The following is an 18,195-nucleotide window of genomic DNA, read 5'->3' on the forward strand; positions in this document are numbered from 1 at the left end:
AATCTTTACATTCATAATTAGCCATCCATAAGTATAGCCCAGGTACTCGCCACACAACTAACCCATCCCCCAAAACGGCCATATGATGGGAATCTTTCCCATATTCAGAGAGACAGCAAGTCCTTCTCTTGAGAAAAGAACGCAACGGTAGCAACTTTTCGTATTGTCGGTGGAGGAATACGCCTTAGATTACATGCCCTTCATATCGTAGATTTCTATATTTGCACCCATCGCATGCCTGTAAATTACCACCTGCTGAATGGTATGGTGCAAGGGCAGGACCAAGAACCCCGCATTATCGCTGGTCCCATGAGGCCGTACACTCAAGGAACCATATTTGGGGAGGGAGAGCAACAGCGTCTCATCGGCATCGATAACGCCAAGCTGGTGAAATTTGTGGTAGATCACCCAGGAGATGGTGGTCCGGTTCGCCAGGAGCAACTGCTCGCCGTCGCTATGGAGATGGAGGCCAATACGAGGAAGAGCAAAAGGGGTCCAGCCGCCAGAGCGGCGTAGAGGTTGTGTCTGTGTCTCAGGAGGAGAGGCCTCAACGGGATCAAGAATTGTCTGCAATTTCATCGGAAGCGCACCCGGACCTTTCGCAAAAACAAGCGTGTTAAAGAGCAAAATACACGAATAATACCAAAACACAACATTACAGAGAACGGCCCAGAAAGCCCCGCTCTTTCTAAGGCTGTCTTTTACCCACATCTTTTTGGAGGGTCTTCAGAAGCCAGTCGCTATGTATGTGCTTGTGAAACGCCCAACAGGAAAAGTTGGCCTCTTGTGCTGTTCCGCAAAACCCAATTGTAAAATGCGGGTAATTTTCGGCTCATACGCATTTTTGCTGAGACAAACGTTCCATTCTCAAATTCTCTTGATGCGTCACTCCCGATCCATGCAGTACCCGCAGACGAAGCTGCTCAAAGCTCGCCCTGCCATACGCCTGCCTTTTGATCAGTTTCAGGCGATGGACCTGAGCTTCGGTTTGTCCATTGCTGTACGAGGTTTCAAGCGCACCATACACCGCATGGTAATCGCGATAGACGCCTACGGCCAGGCTGCGCAATTCGGGAATGCCACATGTCTCAGCCTCTTTGAGCCAGCGTGGTAGGACAGCAACTTGTCGCTGTGTGATCATGGCACGAAAATCCTGTGCTAGATGATACGCTCTTCCCAGCTCTTCATCTTCGACTCGGAGTGGCTCTAGTTGCCACCAGATTTGCCGCCATTTGAGTTTGCGCGGATTACAGACAAAGAGCCAAGCCGCTTGGTGGGCAGAAAGCGGCTTTTTGGAAACCCCGCAGGCAATCTGCTGTTTGCGCTGCTGATAGACATCTCTCCAGGCAGGCTCTCCACGACGCGATCTGAGATAGTCAAACACGATCGTATTGCTCCCTCGCGCATCCTTGTTCTCGAATTTCTGCAATCAGATGGGTCACATTCTGTTGCCCTTCTGCAAACCGCTGATGAAGATAGTCTTTGTAGGGATCAAGCTTGCTCTTATGCCTGCTGGATCGAGCTTGTTCAAGAAACTCCGGAGCCTGGATGTAGCTATGAACTGTGTTCCGATTGAGCCCAACCAAGGTGGCAATCGCAGCCTGACTCATGCCTTGTTCATGCAGCTTGATCACCTCCTCATAGCGATTCTTGCGTCTGGCATGCCGTGCTTGTCGTTGCGCTTCGGTGGGCGTCAAGGGTTTTGGTTCGTCTTTTCCCTGCGCGTCAGGCTCGCTGCAATGGGAAGCTGTCCCCTTGTTCTGAGCCTGTTCTTTGGTCACTACCTGTTTGAGGATCTCATGTTTGCGCTCAAACAAGCGAACCATCGCACTGTGCAGGTTCACCAGGAGATGGAAGCGATCGGCGATTTGTTGAGCCTGTGGGGCTCCTTTTCTTGCCCCATCAGCATATGCTCCCGCTCGATCGCGGCTAATAACTTCTACACCAGGGTGATCCACCAACCACCTGGTCACTGTCTCCGCCTCCCTGTCAGGCAAAACATCAACGACCTTATGCGTTTCTTGGTCAATGAGTAGCGTCCCCCATCGGTGGCCCTTCTTCCACGCAAAATCGTCCAACCCTAAAATGCGAGGAGCGGTCACCACAGGCGGTTCGCTGCGTTGCATGAGTCGGAGCAACGTATCATGACTGGTTTCCATGTTGAGCAGTCTCGCGATCCGGGATCCAGCCTTGCCTCCCAGCGCAAAGGCCACCTCACACAGCACTGCAGCCTGCTGAACCGTTCGACGAGCATGGGCAGGCGCACAGACGGGGAGTCGTTCGGTAAAAATCGTGCGAGAGCACGCTGTATTCTCACACCAGAAGCGGCGGACCTGAACGAGCCAGCGGACCCGCTGCCCAGAGCATGGGAGATCGGCGAGAGTACGCACATAGCGCGAGTGAACCCGATCCGCAGCATGCCCACACACTGGGCAATGAGCCTCTTTTGAAGTCGTTTTTGCGGTAGCAGTGATTATCTTCGCCTCTTCATTCACTTCAACGTCGAGCAGAGCGAGGACGGTAGGATCAGGGAGCAACAAAACGCTTGCCATTGAGGTGGGACTCCTTTTATCCATTCCACAATTCAATCAGCAAGCCAGTATATCGCTCCCTCCTGTAAAAGGCTATTAAAAGTGCATAAACAAATCAGCACGAGGAAAAGTGGAACGTTTGTCTCAGCAAAAATGCGTATGAGCCTAATTTTCAGCTCTTTCTAAGGCGGGGATGAATGGGCGTTCCTTTCGGGCTGGGTGGGTGGAGAGGAAGCATCGCTCTCCTTTCGCACTGTGTTCTCCACAGGATGAAGAAAGATCATCGTCTTTTCTTGTCTCACGCTTGCGCGCGAAGCTCATTGAAGTCAGAGCGCCGGATATGGTATCCTCCTCTTCGACCTCACGTAAGAGCACGGGGTCGCTTCTCACAAAGCCATTTCCGAACGGTACGTCGTCGAGTGACCGGAAGAAGCCTGCCCAACTGGAATAGCTGTGTAGGCATGTGAACGTGGAGAAAAACACCAGGGGCGGGCAGCAGTCCCCTCACTTTCTTGAAGAGATACTCTGCATTGGAAGGCAACGCACGTCATGAAGCGAACAAAAACACCGACCTTTCTCCTCGAACTCCCTCTCCAGGTCGATTGGAGCCAGGAACACCGTGTACGTGCGCACCTGGAAGCGGCTCGGTGCCTGTATAACGCTCTGCTTGCTGAAGCCATGAAGCGGCTCCGATGCATGCGCAATGATCCTGCATGGAACAAGGCGCGGGCTCTCCCTCACTCAAAAAAGCAGGAACGCGCACAAGCGTTCTCTGCCCTACGCAAGAAGTATCACTTCTCGGAATACGAGCTACACGAGTATGCCAAGCTTGCCCGTGTTTCCTGGATCGTCGACCACATTGAGAGCACGATGGCTCAAACCCTTGCGACTCGCGCCTATCAGGCGGTCAATCGGGTCTGTGTTGGGAAAGCCAAACGCGTACGCTTTCGCAGTCAAGGACGTGGCATTGATAGCGTGGAGGGCAAACGCAACGATGTCGGCATGCGCTTCGTGTTTGATCCCAATGCGGGCGATGGCGGCTTCCTGATCTGGAACCAAGAGGTCATCCCAGCCATCATCGACTGGCGAGACCCGGTGGTGCAGCATGGCATGCGCCACCCCATCAAGTATGTGCGCCTGGTTCGCCGCAAAGCTTCCTCACCACAGGCACAGGGAGCCGATAAAGACAGCAATCGTTATTGCGTGCAACTGGTTTTAGAGGGCCATGCCTTCGTCAAACCGAAGCATGAGGAGGGAGGCAAAGACACGATTGGCCTGGATATTGGCCCATCGACCCTCGCTCTTGTCCCTCGTCGAGCAAAGGCGGACCTGGTCACGTTCTGCCAGGAGCTTTCCCCCAATGCCAGCAAAAAACGCCGGTTGCAGCGCAAGATGGACCGGCAAAGACGCGCCAATAATCCCGACAATTACGACGAAAAGGGACGTGTAAAAAAAGGTCGCCGAGCCTGGAAGGAGAGTAAGCGATACCAGGCGAGCAGGCGACAACACGCCACTACCGAAAGAAGGCTAGCCGCTCACCGCAAGAGTCTGCATGGCAATCTGGCCCATCGCATCGCTTCGGTGGGGAACACGATCACCATAGAGAAAACCTCGTTCAAAGGATGGCAGAAGCAGTATGGTCGGAGCATCGGACTTCGCGCCCCAGGGATGTTTGTAGCGCATTTGACCCGCATAGTTGCAAAAACTGGCGGCACCCTGCGCGAAGTTTCAGCCTACCAGACCAGACTGTCTCAATATTGCCAGAAGTCGGGGCAGTATCACAAGAAGCCACGATCTGAGCGTTGGCACCGTTGTGAGTGCGGGTTGGGACCAGTGCAGCGTGATCTGTATTCGGCCTTCCTGATTGCCCACCTGGAACCTGAGCAAACAACACCCTCCATCACCCAGCACGTCTGGGAAGGTGCGGAGCCGCGCCTGCAAGCCGTGATGGAGGAGCTTCAACAACGTGCGAATGAGGGGCAGCACTTGCCCCGAAGCATGGGCGTAGTGGCTCGACGCAAAAGCGGAGCTGCCTGTGCCGGAGCGCGTCGGCTGAAAAGTCCTGCCTATCTCCACCAAGAGCCGATTTCTCCTTCGGGAGAGACCGGAAACGGTGGGTGAGGAACAGGAACCTCCGTGCATGTATGCCGGAGAGGCCTCAGCAGCCAGGATGCGAAAGTACAAGGCGAAATCGACAATAATCCGACATTTTTACACAAGCCAACGAGAGAATATAAAGCAAATATGCTATACTGACCCGGCAAGGCATGCCGCTATCATCTAGAGCATACACACGCTGAGCATAAACAAGGGAGGAGGACACAAGATGGAACCGCACTTCTACCTGGGCTGTCCCATGTGGGGCTATAAAGCATGGGTGGGAACAGATTTTTTTCCGGCAAAGACACCCGCGAGCGATTTTCTACGCCTCTACAGTAGAAGATTGACCTGCGTCGAGGGAAACACGACTTTTTACGCGTTACCCTCCGAGGAGACCGTGGCACGCTGGCACCAGGAAACCCCGGCCACCTTCCGCTTCTGCCCCAAGGTCTCACGTGATATCAGCCATAGCGCGCCACTCGACGCGCAAAAGAGCGCCGCGCTCCACTTCCTTGAGCGCATGCGTGGACTAGGCGAGCGCCTGGGACCCATCTTCTTACAACTGCCTCCCTCCTTTGGCCCAGGGCAACTGACCCAACTCGAACACTTCCTTGACTTCTGGCCGCAAGACGCGCACCTCGCCGTCGAGGTGCGCCATCCCGACTTCTTTAAAGCACCCCACGCTCACCCCCTGGACGAGTTGCTCCAGCGCTACGCGGTAGCGCGCGTGATTATGGATACACGCCCAATACGCACAGGGTCGAGCAGCGAGCAGCAGATGCTCCAGGCCCGCGAACGTAAACCCAATCTGCCAGTGCACATAGCTCACACTACAGACTTTGCCTTTGTCCGCTATATCGGGCATCCGCGCATGGAGGTCAACGCCCCCTTCCTCGATGAGTGGGCACAACAAATGGGCACATGGCTCAAGCAGGGAACAACCGTCTATGCTTTCTGCCACTGCCCATTTGAAGAGCACTCACCGGCAATCTGTCGTGAGCTCTATACCCGCATCAAGGCACACGTCACGCTTCCGTCTCTGCCATGGGAAACTGAGTCGTCAGCGACGGAAACACAGCCGACGCAAGGTCGCCTCTTTTAGAGATCAGGGTAGAAGAGACAGGCAGGTGAACAATGGGAGGTGCCACAAGGGCTGGACGCGTCCAATGGTTGCGCACATGGATCGCGATGGCACGGCGATAAACCTGAGTATAGCGCTCGGCCATGGCCTTGACCGAGAAATGCTGCTCCACGTGGGCACGCACCTGAGCCCGGTCGAGATCATCAATACGCACGATGGATTGTACCATCTCCTCAAGATTGGAGACCAGGAAACCACTCCTGGTATGATGCACCACCTCGGGAGCGGCCCCACGCCTAAAGGAGATGACAGGACAGCCTAGCGCCATTGCCTCAAGCATGACCATACCAAAGGGCTCCTCCCAGGTAATGGGATTGAGCAGCGCCTTCGCGCGACTGAGGAAGTCGAGCTTCTGCTCCATATTGACAGGACCAATATATTTGATCCTTTCCCCATCAAGCTCAGGCTCAATCTCTTCCTCAAAGTAGCGAACGGCATCGGGCAAGTGACGATCCACAATGCCCGCCAGCATCAATGGCACCCCCGCCTCCTTCGCCGCGGCAATTGCCAGGTGCGCCCCCTTCTCAGGAACGAAACGTCCTAACCAGGCCAGGTACGGCTCTGGCTCGCTGGTCGTCGGCGTAAACACCTGCATGGGCAGACCATGATGAATCACATCCAGAAACTTGAGATCATAAGGAACCTCTTTACGCGCCTGTTCGCTAATGGCGACCAGTGGCACATCGGCAAGCCAGTCCATATAATAGCTGTCCGCGTCACCAATATAGGAACCTGCCCGGTCAAAGGGAAAGCAGCTATGGAGCGTCATGACCCTGGGAACCGAGAGACTCGCGGTGAGCGGCAGGAGGTACATATCAGATGCAGAAGAGAGATGCATATGCACAATATCGAAGGTATGCTCGCGAATATACTCAACGGATTTTTGGAGATGATAGAACGCTTTCAGATGGGCGTACCAGGGAACGCCATCCTCCCCAAGCGCTTTAGGCAAAAATGAGACCAGGCGTGCCGATGTTTTGGTATCACCGGGAGCAAGAAGGGTGACAGAATGTCCCTGAGCGACCTGCTCCTCGATTAAGTTATAAATGACAACTTCAGTCCCCCCGTAATTTTTGGGTGGAATAGAAATCCAGGCGGGAGCAATATGTACGATGTTCATATGATAATTTCTCCAGGCAGTTCAACGCACTACAAAGTTGAGCCAACCACCTCAGAACATCCATGAACAGGAGCGGGTGAAACCGGCAGACAAGGTATACAATATGCTTGCCTCCTCAAGCACCAGTAGTAAGAGGATAGGAGAGAACCATTGATCTCTCTTTATCATCAGACCTCCGCCTGTGGAGACCCCTGTGCTTCAGCCAGGGGAGGAAACAGGCGTTCCTTGTTTGGGCTAGGAAGGGTGGCTTCCCTTGCCCTTTGACGATGTATGCGTTCCTCTGATCAACCAGGAGCGCCATGCCACCCAGGTGAAGATTCGACAGGCCTCCACTTTCGCTGCTTGCGTGAGTCGTGTGTTCGTTCTGTATTCATGCAAGCTGATGGTGTTTCGCTTGCGGTCACATCCCCCGACGGTACAGCGTCCGTATTTCTTGTGCTCGACAAGGGTTCCCCGTTTCACGCCCAATGAGCGGGTTCCCCCATAGGGCTTGCGCCCTCCTCCCTCGGACGCTTGCAAGCGATGGAGTTGTCGACGATGCAAGACGGCTGGCACCATGTACCACAGACGGGTGCAGGTGGGGTGCTCCGCCCCACTGATCGAGGCTGCGAGCACCCAACTATCCACCGCATGCGACTCAAAGGACTGCTTCGCCTTGCTCTTCGTCTTTTTGAGGCCATGCTGCTCTCGAAGCTCCTTCGTCTGCCAGCCCTCACGCAGATGTACGGTGAGTCCCATCTCTCGCAAGAGTTGGTAGAGATGGTTCTTCCCCACTTGGACAGGACTAAAGGAGCCGTTCCACGTGCCTCCTTTGCCCTTGCGTGTGACCGCCTGCACATCTTCTACCACCACATCCGTGAGTGGAAGGATGTTCCGTAATTGCGCAATGATCCTGGCTTTGGCTTCCCATCGACTTCTCGTTGAGGGGGGAAGGCGCTGCTTGCGGTTGAGGCGGTTGTGAAAGCGCTTGGGCCTGCGCCACTTTCGTTGCCGTCTTGCCCTGCGCATCGTGCGCCTGGTCTCAACCGCACCTTTGACATGATCGGGAGCTTCCACCATCAGGTTGAGCACGGTGTCTTTGGTGCCAACCACGCTCAAACCTTCAAACTTGGAGCCAGGATCGACCCCTGCGACGAGGGATTGGTTCTCCGGTTCCTGTTCGTAGCTCAGTTGGACGTAAAACAGCCCGAGCTTGTTGCGCTTGGGTCGTGCGTTGCCGCTTTTGAGCAAGTGGCGTGCCTTCGCCGGTGTGCATGGCATGAGCGCGATCCCGCGTGTATCGACAACAGGTATTCGCATAAGGGATTGCCCTTCTCCTGGTCAAGCCAGGGTGACTATGACCCTTCGTGGTGGCATGAGAGGCGTAGCTACGATTGTATCCGTAGCATTAGCTTCGGCGTGGCTAGGAGTGGTACGGATTAGGGTGGCGTCCGTGTACATCCTTGTAGCCTCTCACGCTGCTGTCTGTTCCGAAAAACAAAGCCCACTAGTCCAAGAATTGCTTTGCTCTAGCCGTTTGGGCAAGCCCCCACATTGAATGTGGGGGTTCTTGACCTCTAACACGGTGTATCACACAAAACTGTTACACGCTTATAAAAGGATGCATGCATATTTATTTTTATTATATAACAAAAAAGAAAAATAAGCAAAACCTTATTGCTGCATTAAGCACACCACAAAACGATATAATATTTAGCCACATCATCTATTTATAGTTTATGCATAAAAGCAGAGAAAGATATAGATGCATAAAAGCGGAAACTTGATTGAATACCCTTGAGCAGGGTGATCTCAACAAACAGCCAGTATTGGACAAATATTACCTCATCTATTTTTCTAAGATGTAGATACTGCACAAGAGGCAACTTTCTCATCCATCCTCGACTTCTGCCCCTACCACTCTTCTATTTCCGTTTCACCAATCGAGCGTTAGGTGGATAAAGGCTAGACTATTGCACTGTATATTAGCTGCAATAGTCTAGCCTTGCACTCATTGGGGACTCACAAATTCGCGCCTGTGGCGCTCTGTTTTTGCTGGGAGTGTGATATGTGTTGGTAGCCTGCGACTACCAACACATATCACACTCCCAGCAAAAACAGACAATGTAGGGTGGAACAAAGCAAAAATAGGGACTTGCTCCAATAGACAGGGACAGTTCTCTATGTTATAGATAGTGAAGACGGCAAACGTTCATTTTCTCTACAGTGATAAGGATCTCTAGCAGATGCGTGTACGACCATTCTTCTGGCTTTGCCTGGCTCTCGCCTGTGTAGGCGTCTTGAGTGTAGCGCTACTTCGACCCGCGATTATTCCAGCCAAACTCCAGGTACAGATTAGTGAGGAGAGCCTGGTCGCCAACCATGCGGCACTTATTCATCTTCATCTCACAGATACTCAGGGGCTGCCAATTAACCAGGCGCAGGTAACACCTAGCGCCCAGATGCCCGATATGCAGATGGAACCCGTCAGTTCACGCGTCGCTCCTTTGGGTTCGGGCCAATACGCGATACATATGTACCTGACAATGGCGGGGACCTGGGAGATCACCTTTCAGACACAGGCCAATGGGTTTGCTCCCCTTACCTATATACTGCATGTCAAAGTCGCAAAAGACACACAGACCTCATCAGCAGGTTCGCGCGCTCTCCCTTCTCAACAGGCCAGGATATAGTCGCGCCTATCAATCTATGCTAGACTATGGCAAGATATAGCATCAAATACCAAAGTATACTACGTGAAGCGAGCAGACAGTGATTCATTTTCTCGTGCGGCAGGTTCGACGTTGGCGACTCTCACTTTTTGAGAAAGTCATTCTCGCCAACACTCTCATGCTCCTGGGCGAGGCCCAGGTCGGCTTCTGGGTTACCAGCCATAACCTTGAATCCGCGCATTACCTGCTAGACACTGCTTTTATCGTCGTGGCGACCCTGACAACTGTGGTGATCAACTTCGTCCTCCTCCGCCTCAGTTTTCGCCCCCTCTTTAGCCTGCTCGCGACCATACGCCAGATTAGTACAGGAGAGACTCAACTACGCGCACCTCTCGATAGGCATGTAGATACCGAAATTGGCGAGCTAGCACGCTCCTTTAATACCATGCTTGATCGCCTGGAACATACACGGCAAGAGCAAACGCGCCTCATTCTCCAGACACAAGAGAATGAGCGCCGGCGCATCGCCCTGGAGCTACACGATGAGGCGGGGCAGAATCTGACCGCGCTCCTTATTCATAACGAGCTACTGCGCCAGCAGCTTCAACTCCTGCCCCAACAGGAGATGCACCCCGCGACCCGGCAGCAGCTTGAGCAAGGCCTACTACATCTGAACCAGCTCACGCAACAGACCCTTGAGGGAGTACGCGTCCTGGCACAACAGCTCCGCCCCAGCGTCCTGGACGACTTGGGGCTGGCAGCCGCCTTTCGCTGGCTGGTTGAAGATAGCGCGCAACGACTTCAGTTAGAGGTCGGGCTGACACTTGAGGGCATAAGCGAAGAGGTTCATGCGCTGCCACCGCTTTACGAGACGACGCTCTTTCGCATCGCCCAGGAGAGCCTGACCAATGTGGCGCGCCATGCCCAGGTACAGAAGGCCAGAATTACGCTCCGCCAGACCAAGCAACATCTCTTGCTCCAGATTAGCGATCAAGGCTGCGGTTATGATCCCGCCAGGGCACACGCAGGTTCTGGAGTCGTTGGCATGCGTGAACGAGCCTCGTTACTCCAGGGAACACTGACCCTGCGCTCACAGCCAGAACAGGGCACCCATATCGATGTCTGCCTCCCCCTGCCTGAACAGGCGACATCCCCACAAATTCTGGAGGAAGAAAGAAGCTATGACCCAGAGCAATCCAGTACGAATCACGCGTATTGTCCTGGCCGATGACCATGACCTCTTACGCCAAGGCTTAACGCTCCTCCTGCAAGCCCAGGCCGATATGCGCGTCGTGGGCGAGGCCCGTAACGGCCTGGAGGCAATCAAGCTCGTTCAGGAGCAACGGCCCGATATCGTCGTCATGGATATTAGTATGGCTCAGCTCGATGGGCTGGAGGCCTGCGAGCGCATCCGCGCCCTGGCCCCTGGCACGCAGGTGCTTATGCTCACCATGCACGAGAGCGAAGAATATTTTCTCCAATCGCTCAAAAAAGGGGCTGCAGGCTATATTGTCAAGAAAGCGGCGCCCGCGGAACTGTGCAACGCGGTACGTACTATCGCGCAAGGTGGGGCCTTCCTCTACCCTGGCCTGGCCAAAGCCTTGATTCGCGCCTATGTCGCGCCACAGAATCCGCCTGAGCAACCTGGCTCACTCCCTCCCCAAAGGGCCGAGCTAGACAAAGCCTTACAAACGCTCACCGGGCGTGAGATGGAGGTCTTGAAGCTGGTTGCTGAGGGCTCTACCAATCAGGAGATCGCCGATAAGCTGGTCATTAGTATCAAAACGGTGCAGGCCCACCGCTCAAACATGATGGAGAAACTGGGGTTGCATGACATTACCCAGTTGGTGCGCTTTGCCCTGCACTATGGTCTGATCTCGCCTCAAATCTAACGAGAGAAGCAGGCTCTCAAGCGAATACTATAGGAAATTTTTCTACCAAAAACACAATAGGAGAGAGTCGTTTCGCAACTCTCTCCTATTGCCCCCAACAGGGAGCCAGATGCCGAATTATTGGTGAGCGTTCTCCCCCAAGACAGCCCACCAGTACCGTTCACTCAAACGCAAATAGAATTACAACCCTATTTGACGTTTTTATCCCGGCATATTAAAGTGAGGAGCAATCGCTTATGGATAGTCCTATACTCAGGATGCACAGATAAGCGGTACTTAACCCAGGCAATCATTCGTTTCTACAAACACTACATAAGTATATATAGAGCATGTAGTCGTTTCTCGCTCCCCAGAGCATATAGTAGCTGATGGAGTATAAGAACGGGTTATCGACTTGTTAAGATACGATTGAGATTCATTGAAATATAATGCTTCAGGTTGAGAAAACTACATGCATAAACCTGGCAGGAGGACTGTAGACAGTGGCTGTATTGAACGAACAGAGAGCATACCTCTTACGCTGCACGCTCTACCTACAACAGCAGCGAGCCAATGGTCAGGGCCAGGACAGCGACAAGCGTCACATAATCCATCCCCCGCATCCTGGTCTCGTGTAACATGGTCGGCTTGCCATCGACAGCATATCCTCGCGACTCAAGCGCTGTTGAAAGGTCACTGGCGCGCTGAAATATACCTCGCATCAGGGGAATGACCAGCATGGTAAAGCCCTGAAAGCGCTCGGCCAGGGTTCCATTAGCCAGTGAAGCTCCACGAGCCAACTGCGCCTTACTAAGTTGCTCAATCTCCTCCAAGAGTGTCGGGATAAAGCGCAACGCGATCAGCAGCATCAAAGCGAAATCATCGACGGGGAAGCGCACCAGGCGCAAGGGGGCCATCAAGCCGGTAACGCTCTCGACGAGTATCACTGGCGAGGTCGTGAGCATAATCAGTAGAGAAAAGGCGTAGAGCAGCAACAGCCCCTCCACCTCAACGACATACCAGACGCCCAGGCGCGTCACAAACACAGGCCCAAGCGCCAACATCTGGGTTCCGGCACTACCACTGAGCAACCAGATACCTAGTAGTGAACCAAGCAACAGAACCCAGGCAAGAAAACGGAGTCGCCTCACCCATGGGCGCCGCCAAAAGGCCTGTACCGCAGACATCCGGAGAAACTGAGAGGCCATCACGACTAGAGAAACGCCAAGGATAACCAGTAGCCCGTTCAGGGCAATACTATAAGAAACAGGCCAGGGACCTAGCGTGGAGAGCGCTCGGTCGTCCTTGGGCACAACGGTGGCAAAGGGTAGCGTAAGTGAGCCGAGCAAGGACAGCAGCAGGAGAAAGCGCATGCGCAACCAGAGCACGCGCGGCGCGATGCCTGAAGCGTAAATGATCACGGCCAGCAGGATGATGCCCACTATGTAAGGTGCAAAATGCCATGTACGCGTCATCGCGATATATAGCCAGATCGCATACCAGAAGAGCAGCACTAGCTTGGTACGCCCTCGCAAACGATGGAGGAAGCTTTGACCAGGATAATAGACGCCAATAGGCAAATTTTGTAGCATTATCTTTCTTCTCTCATGGACCTCCTACCTGGAGGCACAACTACGACGATGAGCGGGAGAGCTTGCTATACGTAGCTAGCCAGGCAAAGGCCTCCTCGAGCGAATATACATCAACGGGAAGCGGAACCCCCTGCTGCCGCAGCAAGACAAAGAGCTCGTGTAGCGGCGGTGGCGCCAGCCCCCAGCCTATAAGTTGATCCGCCTGGGCAAAGATCGTACGCGGAGTTCCCTGGGCGACCAGTCTCCCCTGGTGGAGCACCAGTAGATTATCCGCCAGGGCCGCGACCTCAGTCATATCATGTGAAACTAGAATAATGGTTATACCGCGCTCCAGAGAGGCCCCGCGCAGATAGGTATAGAACTCGGTACGAGCTTCGGCGTCCAGGCCTACCGTTGGCTCATCCAGAATCAAGACTGTGGGCTGCATCGCGAGGACGCCAGCCAAAGCGGCGCGCCGCCGCTGACCCCCACTCAGCTCAAAGGGCGAGCGTTTCGCGTAGTATTCGGGCGCGAGCCCTACGCTCTCAAGCGCCGTGTTCACCCGCGCCTCTATCTCAGCGGATGACAATTTCATCCGCCTTGGGCCAAAGGCTACATCGTCGAAGAGGGTCTTCTCAAAAAGCTGCATCTCCGGAAACTGAAAGAGCATCCCCACCCGCTGTCGCAGTAAACGCAGGTCGGCGCCCCGCTCAATCACCTTCACGCCATCCACGATAACCTCGCCCGCAGTGGGAAAGAGCAGACCATTAAAGTGCTGGATAAGCGTGCTCTTCCCAGAGCCCGTAACGCCGATGATGGCAGTGCAGCTCCCACGAGCAATCTCCAGGCTTACCTCGTCAAGCGCCACCTTTGGCTGGGAGCCAGCTTGATAGATATGCTTCAACTGACGCACGCGAATAATCGGCTCAGGCACGGGCCACCTCCCGCGCAATGGCCTCCAGCGTCAAGGCCTCGGGCGCGATAGAGAAACCGCTCAACCGCAGACGCTGGGCCAGTTCTAGCGGCTCAGGAATAGCCAGTTTCAAACGCCGCAAATGCTCCAGGTCACGAAAGACCTCAGCGGGGCGCCCCTCATGCACGATACGGCCCTGTTCCATTACCACCACGCGCTCAGCCAGTACAGCCTCCTCCAGTAGGTGCGTCACCTGGATCACAGCGAGACCATACGTTTGCTGAAGCTGATGCAACAGGCGGGTAATCTCGCGACGGGAGAGCGGATCAAGCATGGATGTCGCCTCGTCGGCGATGATGCACTGTGGGCGGAGTGCCAGCACTCCAGCGATTGCCAGGCGCTGACGCTGCCCTCCGGAGAGCTTATGCGGAGGCGAATGGCGCAAATGCGCGATGCCAACGGCCTCAAGTGCCTGAGAGACGCGCTCTTGAATCTCCTGGCGCGAGAAACCACGCACAGAGAGAGACCAGGCCACATCATCCTCCACAATAGTGGCGATGATCTGATTATCGGGATGCTGAAAGATCATGCCCACACTATCGCGTACATAGCGCCGCTTCCCCTCATCACGCGTATCAATACCATTCACCAGCACACGTCCGGCATCAGGCAGGAGCAGAGCGTTACAATGGCGTGCCAGGGTTGACTTGCCGCTGCCATTATGGCCCAACAACACAACATATTCACCGCGCGCGATCTGTAACGAGACCTCATTGAGCGCGAGAGGGGGGGTAGTTTCTGCCTCACCAGAAACTGGATAAGCATAGCAAATACCCTGCAAGTCAATAAATGGTGCCTGTTCTCTCACGCGACCTCTCCTCTCTTTTCCTGCCTTCTCCAGCCGCGCAAACGTAAGAGCATCCCACGCGCAAACTTAAAGGCGCCCATAAGGAGCCTGCGCACGAAACGCTCAATCCGTGGTCCAGGGAATGGGCGCACATCATAGCCAAGCAGACGTACAAAAAGATTGATGGAGGTATACACAATCGTCACAAATGGGAGCATGATCGCACAGATCGCGAGATAGAGCGTCAGCCACCAGTACGATTTTAGCCAGAGTCCAAGTGCCTGCGCACGCGTGGCCCAGGTATGCTGCCACCAGGCATACCATCCCAATCGCTTTGTGAAGAGCGTGACAAGCTGGCCCATGCTTGCGTTAAGCTGATCGACGGTCTGGGTAATCGTCCCCAATGGACGACCCGAGAGCACAAACGCCAGCAGGACCAACCCATAAAACGCCATAGCCCCACAAGTAATGCCAATGAAGAGGAGGAGCCAGTGTGGGAGGCGCAGGCGCATGGTGAAACCCAGAAAAAGCCCACCCACGCATTCTAGGAGGATGAGCGGCATTGCCGCTGGACCCAGCAACACCAGAATCAGGAAGAGCGCGACTCCCAGACCAAAACAGGCCGTATAGAGTCCACGGCGCAAGACCAGAACGGCGAAGACCAGAAAGATCAGGCTGCGAAAGATATCTCCTACCAGGGGAAGATAGGTCACAGCCAGTTGCGCGATGACCGCGACGTCCGCCAGCAGAGCGCCCTCAGCAATTTCAATAGCTTTTAAATTTCGAAACATAGAATTTACATACCTATTAAGCTGCTTTTCTCTGATTGTAGCTTTTTTTTGCCAGAACACAAGGTCATAAGTACACTTTATAGCGCACACGCGACAGCAGAGCAGGATACCCCTTAAAATTATATCAGAACTTCTCGCCACTACGTAGTTCGCAGGGGATAGTATGTGCGGTGGAGGAAAATGCCTGCGGCATTTTCCTCCACCGCACATACACATTCAGTGATAGAGACAAAGCTAATTTAAGCGATCATGAGGCCGGTACTATGCGTCGTTGCCATCACTGGCGGGGCATGCTATAGTACAAAACCGTGACCGAGATAACTTGGATAGTAAGTATAGGAAGAGAAATCGTAGGATGGCAACGCAGCGAGCACAATCCAGAGCGAAAACCACAGCTTCGAAAACCACAGCTTCAAAGATAGAGTTTGTCGCCAACCCGCAACAGGCGGCCGCCATCGCCCATACAGATGGCCCCGCGGCCTTTATCGCGGCGGCAGGTACAGGCAAAACCGCGATTCTCGTGCAACGCCTTGTACGCCTGATCGCCGATGTCGGGGTTGCCCCCGAGGCCATTCTCTGTGTCACCTTTACCCGCGCCGCCGCAGAGGAGATGGAGAAGCGCGCCCTCAAAAGCCTGAAGGCCAGAGGCCTACTCATCAAAGATCTCAAGGCTCTCCGCGTCGTGACCTTTCACGGCCTGGGACACGTCATGCTCCGCGAGAAACTCCAGCTTAAACCCCAGGAACTCAACCAGCGCCTCATCAGCGGCGATCCACGCCAGTGGCTGGCCGAGGATATTGTGCGTCCCTGGCGCAGCGACCGCTCACGCGGCATGAACTGGGAGGTCAATATTACCGACGTGCTGGCAGCAGTCGACAGGGCCAAGGAAGAGCTCATCCAGCCCGAACAATCACAGGACTTCTTCCGCCGCCACCTGGGACTCATGCCCGAACTGGCGGTCCGCTATCAGGAGTTTTTTGAGCGCTATGAGCAGACCAAGCAGAAGGAGAAGCTCTACGACCTCTCAGACCTGATCTATATTCCGCTGTTGCTGCTTGAGAGCAGCCCCAAATTCCGCAAGACCTGGCAGAATCGCTATCAGTATCTCCAGATCGACGAGACGCAGGATACCAGCCCCTCACAGTATAAGCTGATTCAGTACCTGGCCGCACCCAGGCATAACGTGGTCGTCGTTGGTGACCCAGACCAGGCCATTTATCAATTCCGTGGCGCCAGTCCCGAGGCCTCAATCCTCTCGTTTAAAAGCATGTATCCCAAAGGAAAGATCTATCGCATCGAGCATAACTATCGCTCAACGCCACAGATCCTTGAGGCCGCGAATACGCTGATCAGCAAAAATGATATTACCCCCGGCTTTGAAAAGGTCTTGCGCCCGACGCTGCCCAGTGGCGCACCGGTACTGGTCACGGCCTATCCGGACCAGGAGAGCGAGGCTGACGGGGTCGCGACGCGCATTGAGGAGCTCGCACGCGCCTGGCGTACCCAGCAGGATAAACTCAGCTACCGTGATATCTTCGTGCTGGCGCGCACCAATTACCACCTGGCCAACCTGGAGATCGCCCTGGCCCGGCACCACATCCCCTACCGCACGGTAGGTGGCTCCTCGTTCTTTAAGCGCAAGACCACGCGTGACATCCTGGCCTTCCTGACTCTGGTCGATGGCATGCGTATCTATCAGGATTTTCTCGCCTCGCGCCAGACGCCCAATCCGCGCAGACGCGAAGACGTTTTGACGCCCGTACACTGCGGCGAGCAGAACGCGGCCTTCCGCGTAGTAGCGAATATTCCCTCTCGGGAGTACTTCACACGCACAGGCAAGATCTCGCATCGCTTTACGCCGACCTTCTATGGCACACTCTCCTCATTCGCCAGTGGACAACCGCTACTACAGTTCTGTGAGGAGCAGGCCTATACCATCGCCTCCGAGTTCCAGCTGGGCGTCAAAGACTTCGTCGGCTTGATTCAGCGGATCAGCAATAAGTGTCACAATCGACCAGCCGAAGCCATCAAGCTCCTGCGCGAATATGCCTATGACACCCATCTGCTGCACTATGATAGCCGCCACAAAGAGAACGCGGACGAGGACGAGGAGACACCCAAGCCACGCGAAGAGGTCAAGCTTGAGGGACGCTTTGACGAGCTGGAAGAGCTCACCGAGATCGCTCAGCGCCACCACACCATTCGCCACTTCTTGCAGGCCATGGCCCAGCTCAAGGAGCAGGCCGAGGACAGCAGCAAGAACAAGCGCGACTGCGTCAGCCTGATGACGGTGCATAAATCTAAGGGACTGGAGGCGCCGGTAGTCTTTGTCATGGGCATGACGGAGAGCATCTTCCCGCACAAGCGCTCTTTTACCATGACGGAGGATGGCCCGATTGAAACCTCGGGCATCGCCGAGGAGCGCCGCCTGGCCTACGTTGCCTACACACGCGCGCAACATTTGCTCTTCCTGACCTCGCTCCTGCGCTATCGCGGTAGCGATGCCCAGGCCTCTCGCTTCATCTACGAGGCTGGACTCAAGCCCACCGACGAAGACGGCATCCTCAATCCCTACCTGATGACACGCGATGGTGATCCGCGCGAGCAACCACCCAAAGCCTCACCAGCCGTAAGTATGCCGACTTTATTCTAGCCAAAA

Annotated in this window: 15 protein-coding genes; 6 read left to right on the forward strand and 9 right to left on the reverse strand. The window is 54.6% G+C overall.

Annotated features, from left to right (window positions below; all coding sequences use genetic code 11):
• Nucleotides 1-189 precede the first annotated feature (189 nt).
• From KRAC_RS04445 to KRAC_RS04455, 3 genes are all read right to left on the reverse strand, one after another.
• Nucleotides 190-579 (reverse strand): hypothetical protein, encoded by a 390-nt coding sequence (locus KRAC_RS04445; protein WP_157506304.1) that lies wholly within the window; start codon nt 577-579, stop codon nt 190-192.
• Nucleotides 580-832: 253 nt separating this feature from the next.
• Entirely contained in the window at nt 833-1,384 is a 552-nt protein-coding gene (locus KRAC_RS75485) for a transposase (protein ID WP_007904809.1), read from the reverse strand.
• Nucleotides 1,377-2,552, reverse strand: a complete 1,176-nt coding sequence (locus tag KRAC_RS04455; protein ID WP_007904810.1) for an ISL3 family transposase — start codon at nt 2,550-2,552, stop codon at nt 1,377-1,379. The genes KRAC_RS75485 and KRAC_RS04455 overlap by 8 nt, the downstream gene beginning before the upstream one ends.
• A gap of 528 nt (nt 2,553-3,080) precedes the next feature.
• On the opposite strand from KRAC_RS04455, the gene KRAC_RS04460 reads away from it, so the two are divergent.
• Both KRAC_RS04460 and KRAC_RS04465 read left to right on the forward strand, forming a co-directional pair.
• Nucleotides 3,081-4,652 carry a hypothetical protein gene (locus KRAC_RS04460; RefSeq protein ID WP_007904811.1) on the forward strand — a complete coding sequence of 524 codons (1,572 nt, stop codon included), beginning with the start codon at nt 3,081-3,083 and terminating at the stop codon, nt 4,650-4,652.
• Between the two features lie 205 nt (nt 4,653-4,857).
• Complete coding sequence (locus KRAC_RS04465) at nt 4,858-5,733, forward strand: DUF72 domain-containing protein (protein WP_007904812.1); 876 nt, start codon at nt 4,858-4,860, stop codon at nt 5,731-5,733.
• On the opposite strand, the gene KRAC_RS04470 is transcribed toward KRAC_RS04465, so the two are convergent.
• Nucleotides 5,657-6,892 (reverse strand): glycosyltransferase family 4 protein, encoded by a 1,236-nt coding sequence (locus tag KRAC_RS04470; protein WP_007904813.1) that lies wholly within the window; start codon nt 6,890-6,892, stop codon nt 5,657-5,659. The two genes, KRAC_RS04465 and KRAC_RS04470, sit on opposite strands and share 77 nt — an antisense overlap.
• Before the next feature lie 234 nt (nt 6,893-7,126).
• Nucleotides 7,127-8,191, reverse strand: coding sequence for an RRXRR domain-containing protein (locus KRAC_RS04475; protein ID WP_007904814.1), 1,065 nt, complete (start codon nt 8,189-8,191; stop codon nt 7,127-7,129).
• Nucleotides 8,192-9,117: 926 nt separating this feature from the next.
• Here KRAC_RS04475 and KRAC_RS04480 point away from each other — a divergent pair.
• The 3 genes from KRAC_RS04480 to KRAC_RS04490 all read left to right on the forward strand — a co-directional run bounded on the left by KRAC_RS04480 (nt 9,118) and on the right by KRAC_RS04490 (nt 11,435).
• Nucleotides 9,118-9,564 carry a FixH family protein gene (locus tag KRAC_RS04480; protein ID WP_007904816.1) on the forward strand — a complete coding sequence of 149 codons (447 nt, stop codon included), beginning with the start codon at nt 9,118-9,120 and terminating at the stop codon, nt 9,562-9,564.
• 79 nt (nt 9,565-9,643) lie between these two features.
• Nucleotides 9,644-10,774, forward strand: a complete 1,131-nt coding sequence (locus KRAC_RS04485) for a sensor histidine kinase (protein ID WP_007904817.1) — start codon at nt 9,644-9,646, stop codon at nt 10,772-10,774.
• Complete coding sequence (locus KRAC_RS04490) at nt 10,725-11,435, forward strand: response regulator (protein WP_007904818.1); 711 nt, start codon at nt 10,725-10,727, stop codon at nt 11,433-11,435. Before KRAC_RS04485 ends, KRAC_RS04490 begins: the two co-directional genes overlap by 50 nt.
• Before the next feature lie 533 nt (nt 11,436-11,968).
• On the opposite strand, the gene KRAC_RS60750 is transcribed toward KRAC_RS04490, so the two are convergent.
• The 4 genes from KRAC_RS60750 to KRAC_RS04510 are packed head-to-tail and all read right to left on the reverse strand — an operon-like array spanning nt 11,969 to nt 15,536.
• The gene (locus tag KRAC_RS60750; RefSeq protein ID WP_007904819.1) at nt 11,969-13,006 is read right to left on the reverse strand and encodes an energy-coupling factor transporter transmembrane component T family protein; all 1,038 of its coding nucleotides are present in this window, start codon (nt 13,004-13,006) and stop codon (nt 11,969-11,971) included.
• A 40-nt stretch (nt 13,007-13,046) separates the two neighbouring features.
• A complete protein-coding gene (locus KRAC_RS04500; RefSeq protein WP_007904820.1) occupies nt 13,047-13,919 on the reverse strand; it encodes an energy-coupling factor transporter ATPase in 873 nt (290 codons plus the stop codon).
• A complete protein-coding gene (locus KRAC_RS04505) occupies nt 13,912-14,766 on the reverse strand; it encodes an energy-coupling factor transporter ATPase (RefSeq protein ID WP_007904823.1) in 855 nt (284 codons plus the stop codon). The genes KRAC_RS04500 and KRAC_RS04505 overlap by 8 nt, the downstream gene beginning before the upstream one ends.
• Entirely contained in the window at nt 14,763-15,536 is a 774-nt protein-coding gene (locus KRAC_RS04510; RefSeq protein WP_007904824.1) for a YybS family protein, read from the reverse strand. Before KRAC_RS04510 ends, KRAC_RS04505 begins: the two co-directional genes overlap by 4 nt.
• Before the next feature lie 355 nt (nt 15,537-15,891).
• Here KRAC_RS04510 and KRAC_RS04515 point away from each other — a divergent pair, with 355 nt between their 5' ends.
• Nucleotides 15,892-18,189, forward strand: coding sequence for an ATP-dependent helicase (locus tag KRAC_RS04515; RefSeq protein ID WP_007904825.1), 2,298 nt, complete (start codon nt 15,892-15,894; stop codon nt 18,187-18,189).
• Nucleotides 18,190-18,195 lie beyond the last annotated feature (6 nt).

Source organism: Ktedonobacter racemifer DSM 44963, assembly GCF_000178855.1.
Classification (GTDB): Bacteria; Chloroflexota; Ktedonobacteria; order Ktedonobacterales; family Ktedonobacteraceae; genus Ktedonobacter; species Ktedonobacter racemifer.